At 69.4% G+C, this 23,928-nt stretch carries 21 protein-coding genes; 6 read left to right on the forward strand and 15 right to left on the reverse strand.

Annotated elements, in window-relative coordinates; all coding sequences use genetic code 11:
- The first annotated feature begins 22 nt into the window (after window positions 1-22).
- The 4 genes from JN22_RS07345 to JN22_RS07355 all read left to right on the forward strand — a co-directional run bounded on the left by JN22_RS07345 (window position 23) and on the right by JN22_RS07355 (window position 4,378).
- Window positions 23-832, forward strand: coding sequence for an SDR family NAD(P)-dependent oxidoreductase (locus JN22_RS07345; RefSeq protein ID WP_085553260.1), 810 nt, complete (start codon window positions 23-25; stop codon window positions 830-832).
- A 32-nt stretch (window positions 833-864) separates the two neighbouring features.
- On the forward strand, window positions 865-996 hold the full coding sequence (locus tag JN22_RS34845; RefSeq protein WP_263300738.1) for a hypothetical protein: 132 nt from the start codon (window positions 865-867) through the stop codon (window positions 994-996).
- 993 nt (window positions 997-1,989) lie between these two features.
- Window positions 1,990-3,987 (forward strand): ATP-binding protein, encoded by a 1,998-nt coding sequence (locus JN22_RS07350; RefSeq protein ID WP_396021902.1) that lies wholly within the window; start codon window positions 1,990-1,992, stop codon window positions 3,985-3,987.
- Between the two features lie 4 nt (window positions 3,988-3,991).
- Window positions 3,992-4,378: a response regulator gene (locus tag JN22_RS07355; protein ID WP_179166068.1), complete on the forward strand. Its 387-nt coding sequence runs from the start codon at window positions 3,992-3,994 to the stop codon at window positions 4,376-4,378.
- A gap of 93 nt (window positions 4,379-4,471) precedes the next feature.
- Here JN22_RS07355 and JN22_RS07360 read toward each other — a convergent pair whose 3' ends face one another.
- The 4 genes from JN22_RS07360 to JN22_RS07375 form a co-directional block, all read right to left on the reverse strand.
- Window positions 4,472-4,993, reverse strand: coding sequence for a ferritin-like domain-containing protein (locus JN22_RS07360; RefSeq protein WP_085553263.1), 522 nt, complete (start codon window positions 4,991-4,993; stop codon window positions 4,472-4,474).
- Between the two features lie 334 nt (window positions 4,994-5,327).
- Window positions 5,328-5,699, reverse strand: a complete 372-nt coding sequence (locus tag JN22_RS07365; RefSeq protein WP_143268174.1) for a response regulator — start codon at window positions 5,697-5,699, stop codon at window positions 5,328-5,330.
- 202 nt (window positions 5,700-5,901) lie between these two features.
- Entirely contained in the window at window positions 5,902-7,539 is a 1,638-nt protein-coding gene (locus tag JN22_RS07370) for an ATP-binding protein (RefSeq protein ID WP_179166069.1), read from the reverse strand.
- A gap of 4 nt (window positions 7,540-7,543) precedes the next feature.
- Window positions 7,544-9,037, reverse strand: coding sequence for an ATPase domain-containing protein (locus tag JN22_RS07375; protein ID WP_223677608.1), 1,494 nt, complete (start codon window positions 9,035-9,037; stop codon window positions 7,544-7,546).
- A gap of 372 nt (window positions 9,038-9,409) precedes the next feature.
- Between JN22_RS07375 and pdxR the strand changes: the two genes are divergently transcribed.
- The gene (gene pdxR, locus JN22_RS07380) at window positions 9,410-10,897 is read left to right on the forward strand and encodes a MocR-like pyridoxine biosynthesis transcription factor PdxR (RefSeq protein WP_085553267.1); all 1,488 of its coding nucleotides are present in this window, start codon (window positions 9,410-9,412) and stop codon (window positions 10,895-10,897) included.
- Between the two features lie 61 nt (window positions 10,898-10,958).
- On the opposite strand, the gene JN22_RS07385 is transcribed toward pdxR, so the two are convergent.
- The 7 genes from JN22_RS07385 to JN22_RS07415 all read right to left on the reverse strand — a co-directional run bounded on the left by JN22_RS07385 (window position 10,959) and on the right by JN22_RS07415 (window position 18,365).
- Window positions 10,959-12,218 (reverse strand): ATP-grasp domain-containing protein, encoded by a 1,260-nt coding sequence (locus JN22_RS07385; protein WP_085553268.1) that lies wholly within the window; start codon window positions 12,216-12,218, stop codon window positions 10,959-10,961.
- A gap of 56 nt (window positions 12,219-12,274) precedes the next feature.
- Window positions 12,275-13,477 (reverse strand): MFS transporter, encoded by a 1,203-nt coding sequence (locus tag JN22_RS07390; RefSeq protein WP_179166070.1) that lies wholly within the window; start codon window positions 13,475-13,477, stop codon window positions 12,275-12,277.
- A gap of 118 nt (window positions 13,478-13,595) precedes the next feature.
- Window positions 13,596-14,639, reverse strand: a complete 1,044-nt coding sequence (locus JN22_RS07395) for a PLP-dependent cysteine synthase family protein (protein WP_179166071.1) — start codon at window positions 14,637-14,639, stop codon at window positions 13,596-13,598.
- Window positions 14,640-14,688: 49 nt separating this feature from the next.
- Window positions 14,689-15,714: a 2,3-diaminopropionate biosynthesis protein SbnB gene (gene sbnB, locus JN22_RS07400; protein WP_085553271.1), complete on the reverse strand. Its 1,026-nt coding sequence runs from the start codon at window positions 15,712-15,714 to the stop codon at window positions 14,689-14,691.
- Window positions 15,711-16,724, reverse strand: coding sequence for a 2,3-diaminopropionate biosynthesis protein SbnA (gene sbnA / locus JN22_RS07405; RefSeq protein ID WP_085553473.1), 1,014 nt, complete (start codon window positions 16,722-16,724; stop codon window positions 15,711-15,713). The genes sbnB and sbnA overlap by 4 nt, the downstream gene beginning before the upstream one ends.
- 7 nt (window positions 16,725-16,731) lie before the next feature.
- Entirely contained in the window at window positions 16,732-17,595 is an 864-nt protein-coding gene (gene dapF / locus JN22_RS07410; protein WP_211099595.1) for a diaminopimelate epimerase, read from the reverse strand.
- Window positions 17,596-17,612: 17 nt separating this feature from the next.
- A complete protein-coding gene (locus JN22_RS07415) occupies window positions 17,613-18,365 on the reverse strand; it encodes a TauD/TfdA family dioxygenase (protein ID WP_179166072.1) in 753 nt (250 codons plus the stop codon).
- A gap of 713 nt (window positions 18,366-19,078) precedes the next feature.
- Here JN22_RS07415 and JN22_RS07420 point away from each other — a divergent pair.
- The gene (locus JN22_RS07420) at window positions 19,079-20,095 is read left to right on the forward strand and encodes a GntR family transcriptional regulator (protein WP_085553273.1); all 1,017 of its coding nucleotides are present in this window, start codon (window positions 19,079-19,081) and stop codon (window positions 20,093-20,095) included.
- Between the two features lie 5 nt (window positions 20,096-20,100).
- On the opposite strand, the gene JN22_RS07425 is transcribed toward JN22_RS07420, so the two are convergent.
- The 4 genes from JN22_RS07425 to JN22_RS07440 form a co-directional block, all read right to left on the reverse strand.
- Entirely contained in the window at window positions 20,101-20,949 is an 849-nt protein-coding gene (locus JN22_RS07425; protein WP_085553475.1) for a fumarylacetoacetate hydrolase family protein, read from the reverse strand.
- 88 nt (window positions 20,950-21,037) lie between these two features.
- Window positions 21,038-21,775: an SDR family NAD(P)-dependent oxidoreductase gene (locus JN22_RS07430; RefSeq protein WP_085553274.1), complete on the reverse strand. Its 738-nt coding sequence runs from the start codon at window positions 21,773-21,775 to the stop codon at window positions 21,038-21,040.
- Window positions 21,772-23,034, reverse strand: coding sequence for an ABC transporter substrate-binding protein (locus tag JN22_RS07435; protein ID WP_223677609.1), 1,263 nt, complete (start codon window positions 23,032-23,034; stop codon window positions 21,772-21,774). The genes JN22_RS07430 and JN22_RS07435 overlap by 4 nt, the downstream gene beginning before the upstream one ends.
- Before the next feature lie 79 nt (window positions 23,035-23,113).
- Complete coding sequence (locus JN22_RS07440) at window positions 23,114-23,878, reverse strand: acetoacetate decarboxylase family protein (protein WP_085553275.1); 765 nt, start codon at window positions 23,876-23,878, stop codon at window positions 23,114-23,116.
- Window positions 23,879-23,928: the final 50 nt, after the last annotated feature.

Here is a 23,928-nt window from a genome sequence, read left to right on the forward strand (position 1 = left end):
CGAAGACAGGATGAAAGACCCAATGAGCCTCTCCCCTCTCGGCACCGCGCTCGTCACCGGCGCCTCCTCCGGCATCGGCGCGCTCTATGCCGACCGCCTGGCCGCCCGCGGCCACGACCTGATCCTGGTGGCCCGCAACCGCGGCAAGCTCGCCGGCCTCGCCGCGCGGATCGCCGACCGCACCGGCCGCTCCGTCGAGGTCGTCGCCGCCGATCTGGGCGACAAGGCCGACCGGAGCGCGGTGGAGCAGGTGCTGGCGACCGACGCCAGCCTCACCATGCTGGTCAACAACGCCGGTGTCGGCGCGACCGCCCCGCTGCTGGCGGCCGATGTCGACGCCATGGAACGGATGATCGACCTCGACGTGACGGCGCTGATGCGGCTGACCTACGCGGCCGCCCCCGCCTTCGCGGCGCGCGGGCGCGGCACCATCGTCAACATCGCCTCCATCGTCGCCATCGGGCCCGAAATCCTCAACGGCGTCTATGGCGGGGCCAAGGCTTTCGTCCTGGCGCTGACCCGGTCACTGCATCACGAACTGGCGGGCCAGGGGCTGCGGGTGCAGGCGGTGCTGCCCGGCGCCACGGCCACCGATTTCTGGAGCGCCGCCGGCACGCCGGTGGAGCATCTGCCGGGTGAGATCGTCATGCCCGCCTCCGCCATGGTCGACGCGGCGCTGGCCGGGCTCGACGCCGGCGAACTGGTGACCATCCCGGCCCTGCCGGACGCCGCCCAGTGGCAGGCCTACGAGGCCGCCCGCCAGGCGATGCTGCCCAACCTGTCCCGCAGCGAACCCGCCGCGCGCTACCGCGCCGCGCCGCCCGCCGCCTGAACCCCCAGCGCCACGCCAAAGGACGACCGATCATGCAGCTCACCGGCAACACCATCTTCATCACGGGCGCCACCTCCGGCATCGGCCGCGCGCTGGCCGAGGCGTTCCACCGTCTGGGCTTGCGGCGGACTGTTGGTGGTCGCGGCGGTTGCAGCCCTATATAAGCGGTGTGGGTTCACCGAGGGCTGTGAGTCGGGATGCGTGATGGTGGCCGGGGCGGGAAAGGGGTGTTCGATCGGCCGGGCATGGCCGCGGCCATCATGCGCGATCTCGACTGGTCGCGCACGCCGGTCGGTCCGGTGGACGGCTGGCCGCAGAGCCTGAGGGCCACGGTCCGGACGCTCCTGGCCTCCCGCTACCCGATGATCCTGACTTGGGGGCCCCACTTCATCCAGTTCTACAACGACGCCTACGCGGAACTGATCGGCGACAAGCACCCCGAAGCGCTCGGCATCGACATCCGGATCACGCTCGCCAAGGCGTGGGACACGCTGGGGCCCATGATCGGCGAGGTGATGCGCACGGGGATCGCCAACTGGACACCGGCGCTGCTCCTGTTGCTGGAACGCGCCGGCTACCCCGAGGAAGCCTATTTCAGCGTGTCCCACGCCCCGGCGGAGGACGACGACGGGCGGATCGTCGGCATGCTGGCGGTGTGCAGCGAGGTGACGCCCCAGATCGTCGGCGAGCGGCGGATCGGGCTGCTGCGCGATCTGGCCGCGAAAGCCGGAGAGGCGCGGAGCGTGGAGGCGGCCTGCCGGGACTCGATGGCGATCGTGGCGCAGCATCCCCTGGATCTGCCCTTCCTGCTGCTCTACCTTACCAATCCCGAGGGGACGGAGCTCGCGCTTCAGGGCGCCGTCGGCTTGTCCGCGGCCGATCTCGGCGTTCCGGAAAAACTGTCGCTGCACGGCGGCGGGCCCGATCCCTGGGGGCTGCGCGGCGCGGCGGCGGGCGGGACGGTGGTGACCGGAGCCGTCGACCGGCGCGTCACGAAGCCGGCCGGCCCCTGGGGCGACCCGGTGCGTGTCGCCGTGAGCCAGCCGATCGGCCGCTCCGGGCACGGGGCTCCCATCGGCGTTCTGATCGCCGGCACCAGCCCGAACCGCGCGCTGGACGAGGGATACCGATCCTTCCTGGACCTCCTGGCCGGGCAGATGGCCGTCATCCTGGGCAACGCGCTGGCCTACGAGGCCGAGCGGCGGCGGGCCGACGTGCTGGCGGAGCTGGACCGCGCCAAGACGCTTTTCTTTTCCAACGTCAGCCACGAATTCCGCACGCCGCTGACCCTCCTGCTCGGGCCGCTGGAGGAGCTTCTGCCCAAGGCCGCGGCCTGGGACGCCGCCGACCGCGAGCGGCTGCGCACGATCCATCGCAACGGGCTGCGCCTGCTGAAGCTGGTCAACGCGCTGCTCGACTTCGCGCGCATCGAGGCGGGGCGGACGCGGATCCGGTTCGAGGCGACCGATCTCGCGGCCTTCACCGCCGACATCGCCGGTTCCTTCCGCTCGGCTGTCGAGACGGCCGGCCTGCGCTTCGAGGTGGCGTGCGGGCCGCTGTCCCGGACGGTCGCGATCGACCGCGACATGTGGGAGAAGATCATCCTGAATCTGCTGTCCAACGCGCTGAAGCACACGCTGACCGGCGGCATCGCCGTGCGCCTGACGGCATCGCCGGAGGGGGTCGCGCTGGCGGTGAGCGACACCGGGACCGGCGTTGCCGCCGAGGACCAGGAGCGGATCTTCGAGCGGTTCCACCGGATCGCGTCGGCTCGGGCACGGACCCACGAGGGGACCGGCATCGGCCTCGCGCTGGTGCGTGAACTGGCGCGCCTGCACGGGGGCGACGTGACCCTGGCCAGCGCCGTCGATGCGGGCTCCACCTTCACGGTGACCCTTCCCTGGGAGCCGGACGCCGTATGCTCGGCGGAGGATGGGCAGGCGGCGGACCTTTCACCGACGCCCTTGCGGGCCGACGCCTTCCTCGCCGAGGCCGGCCGCTGGGGCGAGCGGCGGGAGGACGGCCGGCCGGCCGCGCCCGCGCGGACGGCGGAGGACGGGACGCGCGCCCGCGTCCTGATCGTGGACGACAACGCCGACATGCGCGACTACGTTGTCCGGCTTCTTGCCCCCGATTTCGCCGTCGCCATCGCCGAGGACGGGGTGGAGGCGCTGGAGGCGGTCCGCGCCGAGAAACCCGATCTGGTGCTCAGCGACGTGATGATGCCCCGGCTGGACGGGTTCGGGCTGCTGGCGGCGCTGCGGTCCGATCCGGCGACCCGCGACGTTCCGGTCGTGCTGCTGTCCGCTCGGGCCGGCGAGGAGGCCAGCGTCGAGGGGCTCGACGCGGGCGCCGACGATTATCTCGTGAAACCCTTTTCGTCCCGCGAACTCGTTGCACGGGTCCGGGCCAACCTGACCATGGCACGGCTGCGGCGCGAGGCGGCCGATGCGCACCACGACGCCGAACGCATGCGGGCGCTGGGCCAACTCACCTCGGGCGTGGCCCATGACTTCAACAACCTTCTCATGGTGCTGCGCGGAGCGGTCCATCTCGTCGGGCGCCGCACCAGCGAACCCGGCATCCGCGGCGTCCTTGATCAGGCGACGGAGGCGATCGAACGGGGCGCACTGATGACCCGGCAACTCCTGTCCTTCGCCCGGCGCCAGCGGCTGGAGCCGCAGCCCCTCGATGTCAACGAGCTTCTGACGGGCCTTGCGGCGGTGCTCGGCCGTGTGTTCCCCGAGAGCATCCGGATGGAGCTCGCGCTGGGCGAGGTGCCGGCGATCCTGGCCGACCGTGCGGAGCTGGAGGCGGCGCTGCTGAACCTCGCGGTCAATGCCCGCGATGCCATGCCGCAGGGCGGCACGCTGCGTTTCGAGACCAGATGGCCGACCGACGCGCGGATCGACGGCAAGCCGGCGCCGAATCGGTTCGTTGGCATCCGGGTGATCGACAGCGGAACCGGCATGGCCCCGGACATTGCCCGGCGAGCCTTCGAGCCGTTCTTCACCACCAAGCCACCGGGCAGGGGGACGGGGCTGGGACTCAGCCAGGTCCATGGGTTCGCCACCCAGTCGGGCGGCCGTGCCACCGTCGCGAGCGAACCTGGCAACGGAACGACGATCACCCTCCATTTGCCGGCAGCGGAGTGACTTCATGCGGAACGAACAACAAGCCTCCACCCTTCCGCCGACCGTGCTCGTGGTCGAGGACGAGCCTTTGGTCCGCATGATGACCGTCACTTTCATCGAGGACATGGGCTACCGCGTGATCGAGGCCGGCTCGGCGGAGGAGGCGCTGGAGCATGTCCGGAGCGAGCCGGCCATTGATCTGCTGTTCACCGACATCCGCATGCCGGGGCTCGACGGGTTTGCCCTTGCCGAACGCGCGCGCACGCTCCGTCCGGCCATCAAGGTGATCTACGCGACGGGCTATGCCGAGCTGGAGCGCACGGCGGCGCCGAACGCGCTGGGGCCGCTGCTGAGCAAACCTTACGCGCCGGACAGGCTCGACGAGGAGATCCGGAAAAGTTTGGAGGGGTAGCGCCAGGGTGCGCGGGGGCGGCCGGCCCTCGACGTAGCCGGGTGGACCGCCGCCCGCTCGCTTTCTGGAGCCTCCCGCTTCCGGAACCGGAGGTCAGCGGCCGGCAGTCTCGTCGGCCGATTTGAGGGCCAGATACTTCAAGGTGATGGTCGGCACGTTCTGGAGGATCCAGGCCGCCATCGCCTCCTCCTCCCCGAGCGATTTCTGAAGCAGGGGAACGGCGAAGGAGAAGGCTCCCGCATCGGCCACCGCGAGCAGCGAACGGTAGCTCGCCACCTCGAAATTCTCGAAGGCGAAGTTCGCGAAGGAGTTCTTGAGAATCTCGTCCTCGGCGAAGGTGTGGCCGAGCGCCGCGAGGTTCCCCATCATCGACATGGCCGTGTCCTTGAGGCTGGAGTGGCTTTCCTTGAGCGCCTCCAGGATTTCCTCCAGCCGCGCGATCTGCCCTTCGGTTTCGGCGCGGTGCATCCGCAGATGGTCGGCGACCTCCGGATAGCTGACCACCCGGTCGAGCTGGCGGTCGATCAGGGAAAGGGCCTGGTTCTCGACGGCGTGGGCGTTGCGAAGCCCGGTGATGAACAGGTCGCGCGTGAGGCGTGCCGAATAGATGGCCATGGGTGTCTCCCAAAGTTCAGGACGATCACTCCGGACAACAGCGGGTGCTTGCGCCCGCTCCCTGCGCAGAAGGTCATGAGCGTCGGGTGGGTCGCCGCGCGTCCGCGCCGCCAATGCGTCCGCGCCGTTGCCGCGACGGACCCCCACCATCCGGGTTGCCGACGGCCGGCGCTCCACCTTTTCGGGAACTGACCATCCGATTGGCGGGACGGTGGGGGAAACGGCCTGTTGTCTCCGTGTCGGTGACATGTGGCCTCCCGAACTCCGGGCCGCCTGAGAAGGCGGCCCCTTCTTTGCCGGCGTGGTCTGTCTCGGTGGGCTCGCCTCGGTGGGCTCAGGGGGTGCCGGTGCCGGCCAGCAGGCTTTGCACGTTCCAGGCGAGCGTGTCGGGCGCGAACGGCTTGCGCAGGAGCACCAACCGGTTCGCCTCCTCCCTGGGAAGACCGTCGCTGTAGCCGGTCATGACGACGATCGGCAGGGTGGAACGGCGGCGACGGATCATCCGGATGAGGGTGGCGCCATCCATCTCCGGCATCCGCATGTCCGTGACCAGCACGTCCGCCGGATCCGCTTCATCCATTTGGAGCGCCTCCAGCCCGTTGTGCGTCACCGTGACCCGGCAGCCCGCGTCCTCCAGGGCGATGGACAGGCTCATGGCCACCAGATCTTCGTCCTCGGCCAGGATGACGTGCGGAACCTTGTTCATGACCAATCCGGAAGGCCGAAAGGAATTGCCAATTGCCCCGCCCGCGCCGCCAGTGTCCGGCGAGGAGCGGGAAGCGTAAGGTGAGGAAAATGACGGGTTGGTCAAGAGCATATGACCCTGGCTTCAGGGTGAAGCGGGGCTTCGGGGTGGACCGGGGTTCCGCCATCGCCGGCCCGTCATCCGCCGGCCAGCCGATGGACCTTCAGTCCTGCAACAACGCCGTCAGGCAGGCGGAGAGCTGCTTCCGCGAGAACGGCTTGTGCAGGATCCGGATGCTCGGGTCCGGTTTGCGCATCTCCGCGTACCCTGTGACGACCAGTGCCGGCAAGCCGGGGAGGAGGCGGCGCGCCTCGCGGATCAGGTCCGCTCCGTTCATGTCCGGCATGGCGAAATCCGTCACCAGCGCATCGACCGGCCGGCCGCTTCGCAGGATCGCCAGCGCCTCCGCGCCGCCGCCGGCCTCCACCACCCGGTAGCCGAGTTCCTCGATGAGCGCCACCGTGCCCAGCCGCACCAGCGGGTCGTCCTCCACGACCAGGATGGTCTGTTCGGCGCCGCCGTCCGGTTCCGCCGGCTCGTCGGCACCGGCGCCACGGGGCAGGGGAACCGCCGGCAGGTAGAGCGTGATCGTCGTGCCGCCGCCGACCGTGCTGGCGATGTGGACCCCGCCGCCGGACTGGGTCGCCATCCCCTGCACCATCGAGAGCCCGAGGCCCGATCCCTTGCCCAGCTCCTTGGTGGTGAAGAAGGGCTCGAACACGCGGGCCAGCGTCGCCTCGTCCATGCCGGTGCCGGTGTCCTCGACCCGCACCGCGACATGGACGCCGGGCGGGATGGCCGGCGGTTCGCCGGAATCCGGGAGCCATGCGTCCGAGGTGGCGCCGAAGGCGCTCAACGTGAGCTGCCCGCCCGACGGCATGGCGTCGCGGGCGTTGATCACGAGGTTCAGGATCGCCGATTCGAGCTGGGCCCGGTCGACCAGCGCCGCCGGCGTGTCGGGCGACACCAGGATGACGACCCGGATCAGTCCGCCCAGCGAGCGCTCCAGCAACGGGCGCATGCCGTCGAGCAGGTCGTGCAGGTCGGTCGCCTGCGGCATCAGGGTCTGGCGCCGCGCGAAGGCCAGCAGCGACTGCGTCAGATGCGCGCCCCGCTGGATCGACCGGCTGGCCGCCTCGAACAGGGCGCGCGGGGCTCCGTCGGGCACATGCCGGTCCAGGACCGCCAGACAGCCGGCGATGCCCTGAAGCACGTTGTTGAAGTCGTGCGCCATGCCCCCGGTGAGCTGGCCGATCGCCTCCATCTTCTGCGCCTGGTGCAGGGCCTCCTGCGCGCGCCGGCGTTCCGCCATCTCCGTGACGAGGGCCTGGGACCGTTCGGCGACGCGCTGCTCCAGCACCTCGGCCGATCGCGCGATGTCCTCCAGGTGCATCCGCGAGCGGTACTGCCGCATCCGGCTGCGCTGGGCGGACCGGGCGGCACTCCGCAGCGCCTCGGCTTGAAGGGGGCGGTCCAGCAGGGTGACGTTGCCGAGGCGCTGGAACAGGTCCCACCGCCCCTTCCCGGCGGGCTGCTGCCCGCGCGCGGTCAGGACCAGCACCGGAAGATCCGACCAGGACGGCTGGCCGGCCAGCCACCCGGCCAGCCGCTCCAGCCCTCCGTCCATCAGGGCGGCCTCGGCGAGAACCAGGGCCGCCGCCGCCTCCGTCGGGGTGGCGCACACCGCCGCGACGTCGGCGCAGCGGCGCACGGCGAGGCCGGCCTCGCCCAGCACGAGTCCGATCACCTCTGCGTCCCGGCCGTAGGGGGCCAGGATCAGGATCGAGCCGTCCGCCGCCACGGGGTCAGGCGCTTTCCTTGCCGTCGCGCAGCAAGGGCTCCAGCGACCCGTCATACTCCGGCGTCCCGGTCAGGATGCCCTGGAAGTCCATCAGCCGCGGGCCGACCTGCATGCCGTCGGGGAACAGGCGGAACTCGCGGATCGACAGCTCGTGGATGCCGGTCCGCTTCTTGACCACCGAGATCGCCTTGCGCACCTCGCCGCCCGCCTCGAAGAAGCGCAGCAGGACGACCGTGTCGCTCATGAAGGACAGGTCGACCGGATTCTGGATGTCGCCGATGATCCCCTGCTGGGCGAGGATCAGGATGGTCACCACGCCCTGGTTGTTCAGATAGGTCAGCAGCTCGTGCATCTGAAGGATGAGCGCCTGTTCCTCCGGCATGGTGCTGAGGTAGGAGTTCAGGCTGTCGATCACGACGATGCGGGCGCCCTCGTCCTCGACCTCGCGGCGGACCTGCCAGACGAACTGGCCGGGCGACAGCCGCGACGGGTTCGCCCGCGTCCAGCCGAGGCGGCCGTCGCGCACGGCCTGCGCGGTGTCCATCCTGAGGGCGCTGCTGCGCTGCTGGAGCGTGTGGAAGCCCTCGTCGAAGGAGAAGTAGGCGGCCCGCTCGCCGCGCCGCACCGCGGCCATCACATATTGCAGGGCGATCGAGGATTTGCCGACGCCGGACGGGCCGAGCAGCATGGTGGTGCTGCCGTGCGACAGCCCGCCCCCCAGCAGCGTGTCGAGCCCGCCGAGGCCGCTCGTCATCAGGGCCACCGCGAACTCGGCCTCGTGGTCCTCGGCGATCAGGCTGGGGAAGACCAGCACGTTGCGCGTGGTGATCATGAAGTCGTGCCAGCCGCTCTGGTAGTCCGCGCCGCGCATCTTCACGATCCGCAGGCGCCGCCGCGCCGCGCCGTAGGATCGCTCAATCTGCTCCAGATGGATCACGCTGTGCATCAGGCTGTGGAGATCCGTGCTGTCCTCGCGGTGGCTCAGGTCGTCGAGCACCAGCGTGGTGCAGGAGCGCCCTTGCAGGAACTGCTTCAGGGCCAGAAGCTGCCGGCGGTAGCGCAGCTGGTCCTGCGCCAGCAGGCGCAGTTCCGACAGGCTGTCGATCACCACCAGCTCCGGATCGTCGCTCTCGATGCGGTCGGTGATCAGGCGCATGGTTTCGCCCAGCTCGACCTCGGACGTGTAGAGGACGCTCTGCTGGCGGTCGAGCTGGGCCTCCAGCGGGACGAGGTTGACGATCCCGATGCCGTCCAGCGACCAGCCATGGCTGGCGGCGGCGGACACCAGCTCCTGCGTGCTTTCGGACAGGGTGACGTACAGGCACCGCTTCCCGTCCTTCCGGCCCTGCAACAGGAATTGCATCGCGATGGTGGTCTTTCCGGTGCCCGGCGCCCCTTCCAGCAGATGGAGCCGTTCGCGCGGCAGGCCGCCGCGCAGGATCGTGTCGAATTCCGGAATTCCGGTCTGGAGCTTCGCGATCGGCAACGGATCAGGCACGCGGGCATCCCCTATCGGTGGTTCAAGCCGATCCCCTGCGGTTCTGATCGGCGTCAATGGACAAAGAACATGGTCGGCGACAAATGGTTTCATCCTGCCAAAGACAAAGGAAAGCGGAAGGAGGAATCCGCTTGTTCCCTTCTCCGAAAATGGTGATAGGACCAGGCGAAGCACCGAGCCTTGTGGGGGCGCCGGCCTGCCGTTCGCTTGCACGGCCGGCCTTCGGTTCGCTTGGACTTCTTGTTGCCCTTCATTTCATTGCCAGCGTGCCGCGCGGCCGGTCGGCTCCGGCCGCACCCCAGGACCGGCTTGACAGCAGGCCGGCGAATGGTCCGATATGCCTTTCCGATCGGCCGCAGGGATCCAGGCCATTTGTTCAAGCATTCCCAACTGGAATCGGTCCAGGCGTGGATCGCCCACCCCGCGCACGCGGCGATGCCGCTCCACGCGCGGATCCAGCGGGCCATCCGGCAGTTGATCGTCGACGGCGCGCTTGCGCCGGGCAAGCCGCTGCCTGCCTCGCGCGCGCTTGCCGGATCGCTGGGGGTGTCGCGCGACACGATCGAGGCAGCCTATGGCCAGCTCCACGCCGAGGGCTTCATCGAGCGGCGCGTGGGAAGCGGCAGCTTCGTGGCGGAGATGACGGCGCTCGCGCCCCTCCGCCGCCCCTCCCGGCGGGACAGGTTGCCGCGCGACGAGACCCCGGCCCTCGGCAGGCGCGGAACCGCCATCTTCCAGGGCGGCGGCGTGCGCGAGATGCTGGCGCCGCGCCCCTTCGCCCCCGGCGTGCCGGAAACCCGCAGCTTTCCGCTTGCGCTCTGGGAGCGCCTGGAACGGCAGGTGCGCAGGGAGGCGGGCGCGCAGACCCTGCTGCACGGCGACCCGCAGGGGGCCGAGCCGCTTCGCCGCGCCATCGCCGACTACGTGAACCTCGAACGCGGGGCGCGCGCCACGGCCGACCGCGTGCTGGTGCTGACCAGCTCGCAGCAGGCGATGTCGCTGTGCGCGGCCATGCTGTTCGATCCCGGCGACCGGATCTTCATCGAAGACCCCGCCTATTACGGCGCGCGCAAGGCGTTCGACGCGGCGGGGCTGGACTGCGTTCCGGTTCCCGTCGACCGGCAGGGCATGCGCGTCGATCCCATCATGGCCGACCCGCAAGGGGCCAGGGCGGTGTCCCTGACGCCATCCCACCAGTTCCCGACCGGGGCGACACTGGCGCTCGACCGCCGGCTGGCCTTGATCGACTGGGCGGCCCGGCACCGGGCGTGGATCATCGAGGACGACTACGACAGCGAGTTCCACTATGCCGGCAAGCCGACGGCCTGCGTGCAGGGGCTCGATCCGCACGACCGCACCCTCTACATCGGCACCTTCACCAAATCGCTCTTTCCCGGCCTGCGGATCGGTTATGTGGTGCTGCCGCCCCAACTCGTGGAGCCCATGACGGTCGGGCGCACGCTGCTGGACGGCCACACGGCGACCATGGCGCAGCTGACGCTGGCCCGCTTCATGGAGGGCGGGCATTTCGGCGCGCATGTCCGCAGCATGCGGGGTGTCTATGCCCAGCGGCTCGACGCGCTGGCCGGCCTCGTCGCCAGGCACCTGTCGGATTTCGTCGAGCCGCGCGTTCCCGTCGGCGGGCTGCAAATGCCCTGCGTGCTGACGCGCGACCTCCCGGAGCGCGTCGCCATCGACGCGGCGCGGCGCGCCGGGATCGAGCTTCTCGGTCTGTCGGGGCTGCACGCCGGCGGCGGCGAGGCCGGCTTCCTGATGGGCTTCGCCGCCTACACGCCCCTTGAGATCGAGGCGGCGGTCCGGAGGCTGGAGGCGGCGCTCCGCGCGGCGGCGAAGCCGTAGGGCGAGTCCCGTCGGCCGGCGCGTGCCGCCCGCAAGGCCGGACGCCGCCCTCCGCGCCCGGCTAACGCACCAGCGCGACGCCCAGTTCCGCCTCGAAGCGGTCGAGCAGCCCGGCCGCCGTGGCGTCGGCATCCCGCAGATCCTCGCCCCGGATCTGGTAGCGCGCCAGGATGTCGAGGCGCTTCACCGCTTCGTTGGGCCGCAGGATGTAGGGGTCGAAATGGATCAGGTTCGGGACGTCCCTCACCCAGTCCAGCGCGATCCGGTCGGCGAGCCGCCCGTCGGCCTGGACCATGATCTTGCGCGACGAGATGAAGCCGCCGGCCCCCCGCGCCGGCGCCGGGACGTCCAGGCCCAGATGGATGTCCAGCAGATGGTCGAAGATGTTGTCGCCGGTCAGGTTGTTGTAGAGGCCGGGCATCACGCCGCCCATCAGGCGCGGATTCACCTCGACCAGGACGGGGCCGTCCCTGGTGACGATCAGCTCGATGTGCAAGATGCCGAGATCGAGGCCGAGCGCCCGCGCCACGTCCTCGGCGTAGGCGAAGCAGCGCTCGCGCTCCGTCTCGGGCAGGTCGGCCGGCATGATGGCGCCCAGTTCGATGCACTCGTTCTCCGCCGCCCGCGTGCGGCCCGAGATCATGAAGCGGTGGAAGCGGCCCCGCGCGACCCCGATCTCGGCCGACACCAGCGGACCCTGCAACAGCTCCTCCACCAGGATGCCCCGGCGGAGCTGCGGGCGGATCTGCGCCGGCACGCGGTCGATGCCGTCGAGCAGCCGCGCCGCCGCCGTCTCGGCTTCCTCCGGCGTCGAGGCCGGGCAGGCGAACAGGCTGTCGTAGCCCGTCTGCGGCTTGACGATCACCGGCACGCCCAGGTCGCGCATCGCGGTGGCGGCCTCCGCCGGGCTGTGGACCACCCGGAAGCGGGCCGAGCGCAGGCCGGCCTCCTGGATGACCTCGCGTGCCCTGGCCTTGTCGCGGGCCCGCTCGACGGCGCCCGCGTCGGTGAAGGGAAGCCCCAGCTCGGCGCAGATCCGCGCGACCACGTCGACACAGATCTCCAACTGCGTGATGACGCCGTCGATGGGGCGGTGGCGCTGCACCGTTTCGATCGCGTGGCGCACCTCGGCGATGTCGGTGGGGTCCTCGATGGTCAGGACGGTGTCGATGTCGTAGATGGCCTTGCGGATGGCCTCCGTCTCCGAATACAGCCGGTATTTGGAGCGGATGAAGGAGACGTGGTAGCCGCGCTGCTTGGCGCGCCGCATCGTCTCGAAGCCCGGCAGGTTGGAATCGATGATCAGAACATGCTTGGACATGCCGACGTCTCTTTTCGAAGTCCCTTATGGAACCGATGGGTGATGGAAAGGGGCGGTCAGGCCGCGCGGTACACGACCCGGCCGAAGAAGAAGTAGCCGGCCAGCGCGACGTTCAGCGCCGCGCACAGGACCAGGAGGAACAGCAACCCGCCATAGCCGAAGGGCTGGATCGCCTGCGCGGCGAAATAGGGGAACAGGTAGCGGGCCAGCAGGTAGGACATGCTGACCGTGATCAGCACCTGCGAGCGCAGTGCGTCCGGCGCGTGGGCGGTCGCCTGGGCCTGGATCATCGGGACGATCAGGCCGTAGCTGAGGCCGAACAGCACGGCCGCCGCCGCGTAGAAGACGGCGGACAGCGCGGCCCCGTACAGGCAGGCCATAGCCGCCAGCATGACCGCGACCAGCGCCGGCATGGAGCGCCGGGGCGGGATGTCGGAGAGCAGCCGGCCCAGCGAGAAGCGCGCCAGGATGATCGAGGAGGTGAAGAACAGGAAGAACAGCTTGTAGTCCAGCCCCATCGCCCCGGCGAAGCTGGTCTGGAAATTCGTCATGCTGGTGTAGAGGCAGCCGCACAGCAGCATCATCGCGAAGAAATAGACGCTGGGCAGCGTGAAGACCTGGAGGATGGCGTTGCGGTCGGTGTTGACCGAGACCTCGCGGCTCACCGCCGCGTAGGACTCGTTTCCGCGCGCCGCCGTCCAGGAGCAGAACCAGCCGCCGAGGTTGGCGACGCAGGCCAGCACGAAGAGGTCGAGAAAGCTCGCGTGCAGGTGCGTCATCGCCAGGCTGCTGACGATCGGGGCGACGCCGATGCCCAGCGTGTTGAAGGCCCCGTAGAGGGCGAAGAAGCGGGGCCGCTCCTTGGCCTCGACCATCGACGAGACGCAGATCGGGCCGATCGGCAGGAACAGGCCCCAGCCGACCCCCTGCAACAGCGAGGCGGCGTAGAACAGCGCGTCGCCGTCGGCGAAGCGCTGCGCCGCCAGGGCGTAGACCACGCTTCCCAACCCGAAGGCCAGGCTGCCCCAGGGGGCGACCCGGTTCAGCCCGAAGCGGCGCAGCAGCCAATGCACGGCGACGACGCAGGTGAGCGCGCCCACCGCACCCACCGCGAAGACCTGGCCGAAGAAGATTTCCGTCCGCCCCTGCTGCTGAAGGTAGGTGGGCAGGGTCAGGAAAATCCCGACCGCGAAGGTGATCAGGAAATTCTCGGCGTACAGAAGCCGTTTCGCGGCGGACGTGCTGGCAGACGTGCTCATCGACGATTCCATGCATGAATGACAGAGGGCGGTCGGAAACCGGCGAGGCCCTCATGACGGGCCGTGCCGCCCGCCATGGATAATCCGTTCCTGAAATCAGTGCGGCAGGTTTGCCGCGTCATGATCCGACAAGATTTGCGAGAGACTCGTAATCAACGCCGCCGTCCATATTGACGACATGGACAGAATTCACCAGATCGGAGTCAAGTTCAATGCCGTTGTCCGCCAGCCACATATCCGAGTATATAGTGTCGAGATATTTCTCGCCGCTGTCGGGAAGCACGCACAGGACATTGCGGTGTGGCCCCTCCAACTGGTGGCGCGCCGCGTGCAGCACGGCGCCGGCCGACCCGCCGAGCAGCAGCCCCTCCTTCTGGGCCATGCGCCGGCACATGGAGAAGGCGTCGCGGTCACCGACCTTCACGGCTCCGTCGACGTGGGTGCGGTCGAGATTCTTCGGGATGAAATAGTTTCCCGGTCCCTGTTGCAGGTAGGGCCCCTTGGTGCCGCCGAACAGCGTCGATCCGACCGGCTCGACGCCGATGACGCGGATGGCCGGGTCGTGGGCCTTGATCCGCCGCGACACGCCGGTGATGGTCCCGCCGGTGCCGACGCTGACCAGCACGGCGTCCAGGGCCACGCCGTGCGTCTCGATCCAGTCGACGATCTCCTGGCCGGTGCCCCGGTAATGGGCGTCGGGCGCGTCGGGATTCTCGTACTGGTTCGGGACGAAGACGCCGTCGATCCGCCGCCGCAGCTCCTCGATCAGGCGGATGCGCGACTGGGTCAGGTCGGCGCCCTTGTCGTGCTCGCTGCGCACCATCAGGATGGTGGCGCCCAGCGCCTGGAGGATCTTCAGCTTCTCGACCGGGCAGTTCTGGTCGACGACGACGATGTTCCGGTAGCCCTTCACCCGGCAGGCGATGCTGAGCCCGATGCCGGTGTTGCCGGACGAGGATTCGATGATCAGCGGGTCGCGGGCCAGCTCGCCCCGCTCCTCCGCCCGCTCGATGATGTTCCGCGCGATGCGGTCCTTGACGCTGCGGCCGGGGTTGAAGAACTCCAGCTTGGCGAAGACGTTGCGCTCGGGGGGCTGCGACAGGGTGGCGACGCGGACGACGGGGGTGTCGCCGACCGTCGCGAGAAGGTTTTCGTGGATCACGGTGCGGTGTTTCCAGTCGGGGGCGGCACGGGGCAGGGAGCGGAGGCGCTCACCAGCGCGCCGTGTCGGGGAAGAAGTCGTCGATGCGGCGGGTGTGCCCGCCCGCGACCGCGCGGGCGAGCAGGTGGCGGCCGACCGCGATGTCGAGCACGCCGAGCCCGAAGGGCGAGAAGACGATGGGCTTGTCGCGGTCCGGAACCAGCGTCCCGTCCATCACCTCGGCCAGGGTGCCGGCGACGAAGTCCCGTCCGCCGGTCAGCTGCTCCGCCAGATGCGGGGAGGTCGCGGCCTTCAGGCAATGCTCGACGTCGTCGAAGACGTTGCAGGCCGTCAGCAGCAGCTCGGGCGCCAGATCGCGCAGCGACACGTTCAGGATCACCTGCCCGGCGTGCAGCAGGGTCGCGTCGTCGATGTACGGGGTGGCGGCGGTGGTGGCGAGGACGACGTGCGACGCTCCGCGGACCGCTTCCTCCAGCGAGGCCGCGACCCAGCGCTCCCCGGCGAGGGACGGAGCGAAGCCACGGAGCCGTTCCGCGTCGGCTTCGTTCAGGTCGTGCACGGCGAGGGAGTCGAACCGCCAGCCCTGGGCGCGGAAGTAGTCGAGGATGGTGCGCGCGATGACGCCGGCGCCGACCACCGCCAGCCGCCCGCCCCGCCGCTCCCCCGGCCGCCCGCCGCCCAGGAGGTCGGCGGCCAGCACCGCCGAGGCCGCCGTCCGGACCGCGCTGATCTGCGAGGCTTCCAGGCAGGCGACCGGGTAGCCGGTCTCGTAGTCGTTCAGCAGCAGGGTGGCCGAGGCGCGTTGCAGATTGGAGCGGATGTTGTCGGGGTAGCTGGCGATCCACTTGATGCCGGACACCGGGGAGTCCCCGCGGACCGCCGCCGGCAGCGCGATGATGCGCGCGTTGGGCTTGTCGTCGAAACGCAGGAAATAGCTGTCCGGGTTGTTGGTCTCGCGGCGCCCGTGCATCCGGTAGGTGTCGCGCACGACGTTCACGACCTCGTCATGGCCGGTTGCCAGCAGCGAGGCGATGACCTGGCCGGAGAGCACGTGGAAACTGGGGGCGGAGGTCATGCCGGTTCCTTCGCAAGCTGTTCGGTGCCCGTCACGGGGCCGGGGAGAGGGCAGGGGAGAAGAGCGGGCAGAAGGCCGGGGAAATGGTGCTCGACCCACTCGTCGTTGTAGATCGTGTCGAGGTAGCGCTCCCCCAGGTCGGGGGAGATGGCGACGACGCAGGATCCCGGCGGGATCGCCGCGGCGAAGGACCTCACCCCCGCCAGCACCGTGCCCGAGGAGCCGCCCAGCAGCACCCCGTCGCGGGCCAGCCGGCGGCACATGGCGATGGTGTCGGCCTCCGGCACCATCAGCAACTCGTCGAAGCTTGACAGCCGGCTGATCGGCGGCTTGCGGCTGGTTCCCAGACCGGGAATGTGGCGCTTGCCGGCCGGCCGGCCGAAGGTCACCGACCCTGCGGAATCGACGGCGACGATGCGCGTCGACGGGGACCATTCCCTCAGGGCGGCCGAGACGCCGCCCAGCGTTCCGGTGGTGCCGGCACCGACGAACACGTAGTCGGGCCGGGGAAAACGGGCCAGCAGCTCCGGCCCGGTGGTCAGCTGGTGCGCCCGGACATTTTCCAGATTCTCGTACTGGTTGATCCAGACGAGCCGGGGGTCGCGGTCGAGCATCGCCTTGATCAGGTCGATGCGGGTGCCGAGATAGCCGCCGCTGGGGTCGCGGTCGCGCACGATGACCAGCTCGGCGCCATAGGCGCGGATGGCGCGGGCGGTGAGCGGCGCGATGTTCGGATCGCTGACGCAGGTGAAGGCGTAGCCCTTGGCCGCGCAGATCATGCTCAGCGCCAGCCCCAGGTTGCCGGACGAGCTTTCGATCAGCCGCGCCCCCGGCCCGAGCCGGCCGGCGGCCTCCAGCTGCCGCACCATGTGGACGGCCGGCTTGACCTTGATGGAACCGCTGACCGAAAAGCCTTCCAGCTTCACGTTGACGGCGATGTGGGGGGCGATCGACCGCAGGGACAGATAGCACCCGCCGTGGATCAGCTCGGTCGGGCAGCACGCGACCATGCCCGCCTCACCGCACATGGAAGCGCCCCGTGCAGACCTGCTCGGCCGGGCCGGTCATGAACACGCGGCCATCCGCGTGCCGCTCGACCGTCAGCTCGCCCAGCTCCAGCTCGACCGTGACGCGGGGGCCGGTCAGCCCGCGCAGGCCAGCGACCACCGCCGCGGCGCAGGCCCCGCTGGCGCAGGCCAGCGTGGCGCCGGCGCCGCGCTCCCAGCTCCGCACGCGCAGTCGGTCGCGCGCCAGCGGCTGGACGAAGTTGACGTTGACCCCCTCGGGAAACAGCGGGTCGCGCTCGACCCGCGGTCCGGCGTTGCGGACCAGCGTGCCGTCCAGGGCGTCCACGAAGGTCACCGCGTGCGGCACCCCCAGCCCGACGGCGTGGAAGCGCAGCGGCGGCTCGTTGGACCCGTTCCCGCCGGCCAGAAGCGCCGCCGGATCCGCGCCGGCGCGGACCGGGATGCCGGCGGCGTCGAACCGCGGCAACCCCATGTCGATGCGCAGGCCGGTGACCGTGTCGCCGTCCCGCTCGACCGCGACCGTCATCAGGCCGGCGCGGGTCCGCACCGCCAGGACGGGGCGCCGCAGGATGGCGCGGTCGTGGACGTAGCGGGCGACGCAGCGGATCCCGTTGCCGCACATGCTGGATTCGCTGCCGTCCGGGTTGAGGACCCGCATGCCGACCGTGTGGTCCGCGTCCGGTCCGACGAGCAGCAGCAGGCCGTCGGCGCCGACCCCGGTCTGGCGGTGGCAGATCCGGCGGGCGAGCGCCCCCGGCTCCAGCCCGTCCAGCCCGTCCAGCGCCCGCTCCTCGACGACGATGAAGTCGTTGCCGAGGCCGTGCATCTTGGTGAATTCGATGTCGATGGACATGATGCGGCGCCCCTGGCTCAGACCGGGAACTTGCGGCGCAGATACACGCGCTGCAACCAGCGCCGGTCGCCCTCCGCAAGCCCGATCCGCGGAATCGGCGCCCGGCCGTGGCACGTCTTGCGGTTGTCGAACAGCAGCGCGTCGCCCGGTTCCAGCACCACGCTGACGCAGTTCCGCGACACGCCCTCCGGCGTCACGCAGAAGGCGAAGAGCTTGTCGAGAAGCCGTTGCGCCTCCTCGTCCTTGCCCTTCATCGAGGTCAGGTCAAGGCGGAGCTTCAGGTCGCCGAACTCGTTGCGGCTGAGCACCGGATGCTCGAACCAGCTCCGCTCGCCCCAACTCTCGCCCATCTCGACGAGGAAGCGCGGCTGGAACAGGAGGTCCATCTCGCGTTCGTCGAGCTGGGAGAGAAGAACCTCCATCGGCCACAGGGTCGTCGGGCCGCGTTCGGTGTTCTTGAGGCAGACCAGCATCACCAGATCGGGCGGGTCGGGCAGGTGCGGCGCCTCCATGTGCGCCTCGAACAGGTTCGTGCCCTCGTTGCTGCGGCTGTCCTCGCGGCCATGGACCGGGATCACCTGATGGATGTATTCGCCCTTCTTCTCGCCGGGATAGCCGAGAATGTCGCAATCCAGGGCGGCCGACAGGCGGATGGTCGCCCACTCGACGCCCCATTCCTCGCGCGCCGGCCGGTCCCCCGTGGGGCCGGTGGGCGGCAGATTGCCGACATGCTCGCGCAAGAGGCCGCGCGCGATTCCATAATCGCTCAAACCGGAAATCACGTCGGTCAGTTCGTTTGGCAAATGATCGAACTGTTTTCCCATAATCGGCGGAATAATACCTTTGCGCCGATTGATCCAGTCATAGGCGTTCACGCCATGAAGCTGATTCATAGCTCTGTCCGTGCTTCGTTATTTTAGAGAGAAAACGAAAATTCTTGGGAATAGCCGTCCGATTCAACCGAAACGGGCTATTTATCGAAATTATTCACCAGAATACGAGATGTCCAGAAAATTTATCGACTATTAGGAGATGAATATTCATTTCATTCAATCGTATGATGGAAGAGCAGGCAGCGCCTGGACTTGGTTTGTTGGTGGTTGTGTCGTTTCCCAATTTAATCCGCTGATCCGAAACAATTTTCAGCGGGAAGTAACAAGGAGGTTTGGAATTAAAATCATTGTAAAGTAAAGCGCCGACGAGGAAACGACGTCTGCCGCCGGCCGGTTCGGGGGGACTCGGCGCAAAACCAGCCTCCTTTCCGAAGGTGCGGCGGGAGTTGGCGGGATCGACGCCGACCGGCGGGCACCGCCTCCGTGCCGGCCGCAACTCCGGAACTTCGGACCTGGAATTGCACAGTGCATCCAAAGTACGATGGTCAATCCCGTTCCTTTGGCGTATGATCCGGGCCACCACGACCGCGACGCCATGACCGCGAAGCCGTCACCGGGTTTCCGCCGCCGAACGACCGCGAGCGTACCGTATGAAGAGCGCCACCATTCCCGATCCGACGCCGGACACCGCCGACAGGACGGCCTCGCTGCAAGAACGGGCCTACCGGCTCCTGAAAGCGATGCTCGAAGACGGCCGGATCGCTCCCGGCGAAAGGTTGCTGGAGGCCCAGGTCGCCAAAGCGTTCGGGATCAGCCGCTCTCCGGCGCGCCACGCCCTGCGGTCGCTCTGCGCGCAGGGGCTGCTCGACGAGCATGACGGCAAGGGCTATGTCGCCGCCGGCCAGGGCGGGCCAAGCCCCGACGGCCCGCTGGCGACGCTCGACGCGATCCGCATCCAGGCCACGCCGCAATGGGAACGCATCTACAAGGAGGTCGAGCAGGAGCTGTTCATCCGGGTCCTGTTCGATGCGGTGCGCATCAACGAAAAGCAGCTGGCGCTCCATTTCGACGTCAGCCGCACGGTGACGCGCGACCTGCTCGCCCGCATGCACGGCATGGGGCTGATCGTGAAGGACGACACCGGGCATTGGCTGGCCCGGCGGATCACGCCCGAGCACATCCGCGACCTCTACGAGATGCGTGGCCTTCTCGAACCCCAGGCGCTGCTGAAATCGCTTCCCCTCGTTCCGGACGCCCAGCTGCGGGCGGTGCGCGACAATCTGGCTCTTGCCCTCGAAGGTCCGGTTCCGGACAGCGCCGCCTTCGATCAGGTCGAGCGGGACCTCCACATCGGCATCCTGTCCTTCTGCCCCAACAAGGAGATCCTGCGGGCGCTGGAACGGACCCACATGGTGTTCGGCCCGACGCGCTACCTGTTCCACCCCTTCCTGGGCGTTCCCGTCGAGATGATCCAGGCGGCCCTGACGGAGCATCTGGACATCGTCGACCGCCTGCTCCGCCGCGACGGCGGCGGGGCAGCGCAGGCGCTGCACGAGCATCTGAAGGTGGCGGACGATCGGTGGCTGAAGCGCTTCGAGATCATCGCGCGGACGACCCGGTTGCAGTTTCCCCCCTACCTCGCGCCCGCCGCCCCCGACCGTTCCTGAGCGGCTTATTCCGGCGCGCGGACCACCCGCTGCCGCTGCCGCCCAAGCGATTCGACGCCGAGCGTCACCGTGTCGCCGGGCTTGAGCCAGATGGGTTCCGGGCGCTTGCCCATGCCGACGCCGGGTGGCGTGCCGGTGGCGATGACGTCGCCGGGAAGCAGCGTCATGTAGGCGCTGCAATAGGACACCAGCTCCGCCACGCCGAAGATCATGGTGCGCGTGTTGCCGGTCTGCATGCGCTCGCCGTTCACGTCGAGCCACAGGTCGAGATTCTGCGGGTCGGGAACCTCGTCGGCGGTGACCAGCCAGGGGCCGAGGGGGGCGAAGCTGTCGCAGCCCTTGCCCTTGTCCCATTGCGACGACTGCATCTGGAACGCGCGCTCCGACACGTCGTTCACGACGCAGTAGCCGGCCACATGGTCGAGGGCCCGCTCCTCCGGCACGCGCCGCGCTTTGCGGCCGATGACGACGCCCAGTTCGACCTCCCAATCCAGCCGGGTCGAGTGGGGCGGCTGGATGGTGTCGTCGTTCGGCCCGCAGATCGCCGTCGTCGGTTTCAGGAAGATGATCGGCTCGGTGGGAACCGGCAGCCCGGTCTCCGCCGCGTGGTCGGAATAGTTCAGGCCGATGCAGACGATCTTGGAGGTGCCGTGGAACGGCACCCCGATGCGGGGATTGCCGGACACGAAGGGAAGACGCTCGGGGGCGATGGCGGCCAGCCGGGCCAGCCCCTCGGGCGACAGGTCTTCGGGCCGGAAGGGGCCCCGCAGGCCGGACAGGTCGCGCAGCCGGCCCTCGCGGTCGACGAGGCCGGGCTTCTCGCTGTTCAGATCGCCGAATTGGCACAGTTTCATCGTGGTCGGGTCCTGTTGGGTCGCCATGCCGGAATCCGGTTCCGGCGCGAAGGATGGAGAACGGGTTGCGGAGGATGGGGACGGGAGATCAGGCGACCGTCGCGCCGTCGTCCACGGTCCAGGCGGCGCCGTTGACGTGGGCGGCCTGGTCCGACAGCAGGAAGGCGATGACGCCGGCGACGTCTCCCGGCTGGCCGTAGGCGGTGCCTCCGGCGCGCCGGATGCCGCCCGAACGTTGCGCCTGCTCGTCGAGCGAGCGGATCATCCGGGTCTCGACCGGGCCGGGCAGCACGGCGTTGACCCGCACCCCCGTGCCCGCCACGTCGAGCGCCGCGACGCGGGTCAGCCCGAGCACCGCGTGCTTGGTGGCGACGTAGCCGGCCAGCCCCGCCCGGCCGCGGATGGCCGAGGTCGAGGCGGTGTTGACGATGGCGCCCGTCCCGCGCGGGATCATGCGGGCGAGGACATGCTTCAGGCCGAGGAAGACGCCCTTCGCGTTGACCTGGAACAGCCGGTCGAAAACCTCGTCCGGGTAGAGGTGGATCGGCGCGACGACGCCCTCGATCCCGGCGTTGTTGGCGAAGGCGGTGATCGGGCCGAGCCGCCGTTCCACCGCATCCACGCAGGCGGCGACCTGCGCGCCGTCCGAGACGTCGGCGCGGACGAACAGAGCCCGGCGACCGGCGGCCTCGACGAGGCGCGCGGTTTCGTTCCCCAGCCCCTCATCGACATCCGCCACGGCGACGTCGGCGCCGCCCTCGGCGAGCCGGACGGCGGTCGCCCGGCCGATGCCGCCGCCTCCGCCGGTCACCAGGGCGACGCTCACGACTTCACCAGCGGGCAGCCGCCCTCCGCCAGCGGCCGCCACACCTGATCGGCGGGGATGACCTTGCGGACATGGTAGTAGTCCCAGGGATACTTGGATTCGTCGGGCTTCTTGACCTCGAACAGGTACATGTCGTGCAGCTTGCGGCCGTCGACGCGGATCGAGCCCTTGCCGAAGAGTGGGTCGTCGGTGGGGGTGGCCTTCATCTTGTCGACGACGGCCTTGCCGTCGGCGGACCCGCCCGCCGCCTCGGCGGCGCGCAGATAATGCAGCACCGAGGCGTAGGCGCCGGCCTGGAGCGCGCTGGGGTGGCGACCGCCGTTGCGTTCGGCGAAGCGCTTGCTCCAGGCGCGGGTCTGCTCGTTCAGATCCCAGTAGAAGGCTTCGGTGAATTGCAGCCCCTGCACCACCGGCAGCCCGAGCGCGTGGACGTCGTTGATGTACAGCACGGTGGCGACGAGCCGCTGGCCGCCGCCGGTGACGCCGAACTCGACCGCCTGCTTGATCGAGTTGATGGTGTCGCCGCCGGCGTTGATCAGCCCGATGACCTGCGCCTTCGACGCCTGGGCCTGGAGCAGGAAGGAGGCGAAATCCTGCGTGTTGAGCGGCGTCCGCACGCCGCCCAGCACCTGCCCGCCGCTCTTGGCGACGACGTTCTTGACGTCCTGCTCCATCGCGTGACCAAAGGCGTAATCGGCGGTCAGGGTGAACCAGGTCTTCCCGCCCGACCCGACGACGGCGGTCGCCGTGCCGGTGGCCAGCGAGTAGGTGTCGTAGGTCCAATGGATGGTGTTGGGCGAGCAGCTCTTGCCGGTGAGGTCGGAGGAGGATGGGCCCGACGCCAGCATCACCTTGTTCTTGTCGCGGACGATGTTGCCGACGGCCAGCGCCACCGCGGAGTTGGGCACGTCGACGATGACGTCGACGCCGTTGCGGTCGATCCACTCCCGCGCGGTCGACGCCGCGATGTCGGCCTTGTTCAGATGGTCGGCGCTGATCACCTCGATGGGCCGGGTCTTGCGGCCGGCGGTGAAATCCTCGATCGCCATCTGCACCGCGCTGATCGATCCGTTGCCCGTCACGTCGGCGTAGAGGCTGGACATGTCGGTCAGCACGCCGATCCTCAGCGGCCCCGTTTGCTGCGGCGCCGTCTGTTGCGCCTGCGCGCCGAAGGCGGCGAGGCAGGCCGCGCCGAAGGCGGAGGCCAGGATGGTCCGGCGCGGCATCGTCATGCGTCCTGTCAGGCGTTTCCTGGTCATTGTCGACCTCCCGATGGTGCGGCGCCGCGTTGGAACCGAGCGCCGCGAGCGTTGATTCTGGGTGGGCGGGCGCGGCGGCTCAGGGAATGAGGCGCTTGAGCAGGCGCCGGTCCTCGACGGCGAAGCCGCCGCCGTAGACGTCCGACACCATGAAATGCGCGCCGAGGATCTCCGGTTCGAGCGCGGCGATGGGATCGAACTCCGAGGGGTGGAGCGTCATCGACACCCGCCCCGGCCGTGGCGCGGAATATTCCAGCGGCGTGCGGCGGTAGACGACGTCGGCGTAGACCGGCTCCGGCCGTTCGGGATGGGGAACGCGGCGGACGTGGATCTCGCCGGCCGGCTGCTCGTCCCCGTCGACCAGCCGGACGAGCGGGGCGCCGTCGTCGGGGGTGAAGCGGAAATCGGCCAGCGGGGTGCCGCGCCGCCGGACCCAGCCCTCGACCGAGCCGTCGGCGCCCTCCTCGAAGCGGTGGGTGGCGTCCTTCTTGGTGTAGCCGAAGATCTCGCGGCCCGCCGCGATGCCCATGGGGTCGGTGCAGTACATGAAGATGTGGGTCTGGGTGAACAGACCCTCGCAGCGGACCGGCACCGTGACCATCAGGTCGAACATGGCGCCGGCGTGCAGCGCCAGCGTGTGGCCCGGCGACAGCATGAAGCGGAAGGCGACGCGGTCGTTGACCAGCTCGAACGGCGTGTCGGCAAGCAGCGCCTCCACCTTCGACCGCTCCACCCGCGTCACCACCTCCAGCGTGCGCAGCGGGCATTCCCACTCCAGCGGGTAGGCCGGGGCGTAGGGCGGGTTGACCCCGCTGTTCGGGTGCATCTTGTACTTGCCAAACATCTCGCTTCCTTCCTTCGGGCCCCCCTTGGCGGGGCAGCCGTGACGTATGT

The sequence above is a fragment of the Azospirillum agricola genome, assembly GCF_020005195.1.
GTDB lineage: Bacteria > Pseudomonadota > Alphaproteobacteria > Azospirillales > Azospirillaceae > Azospirillum > Azospirillum agricola.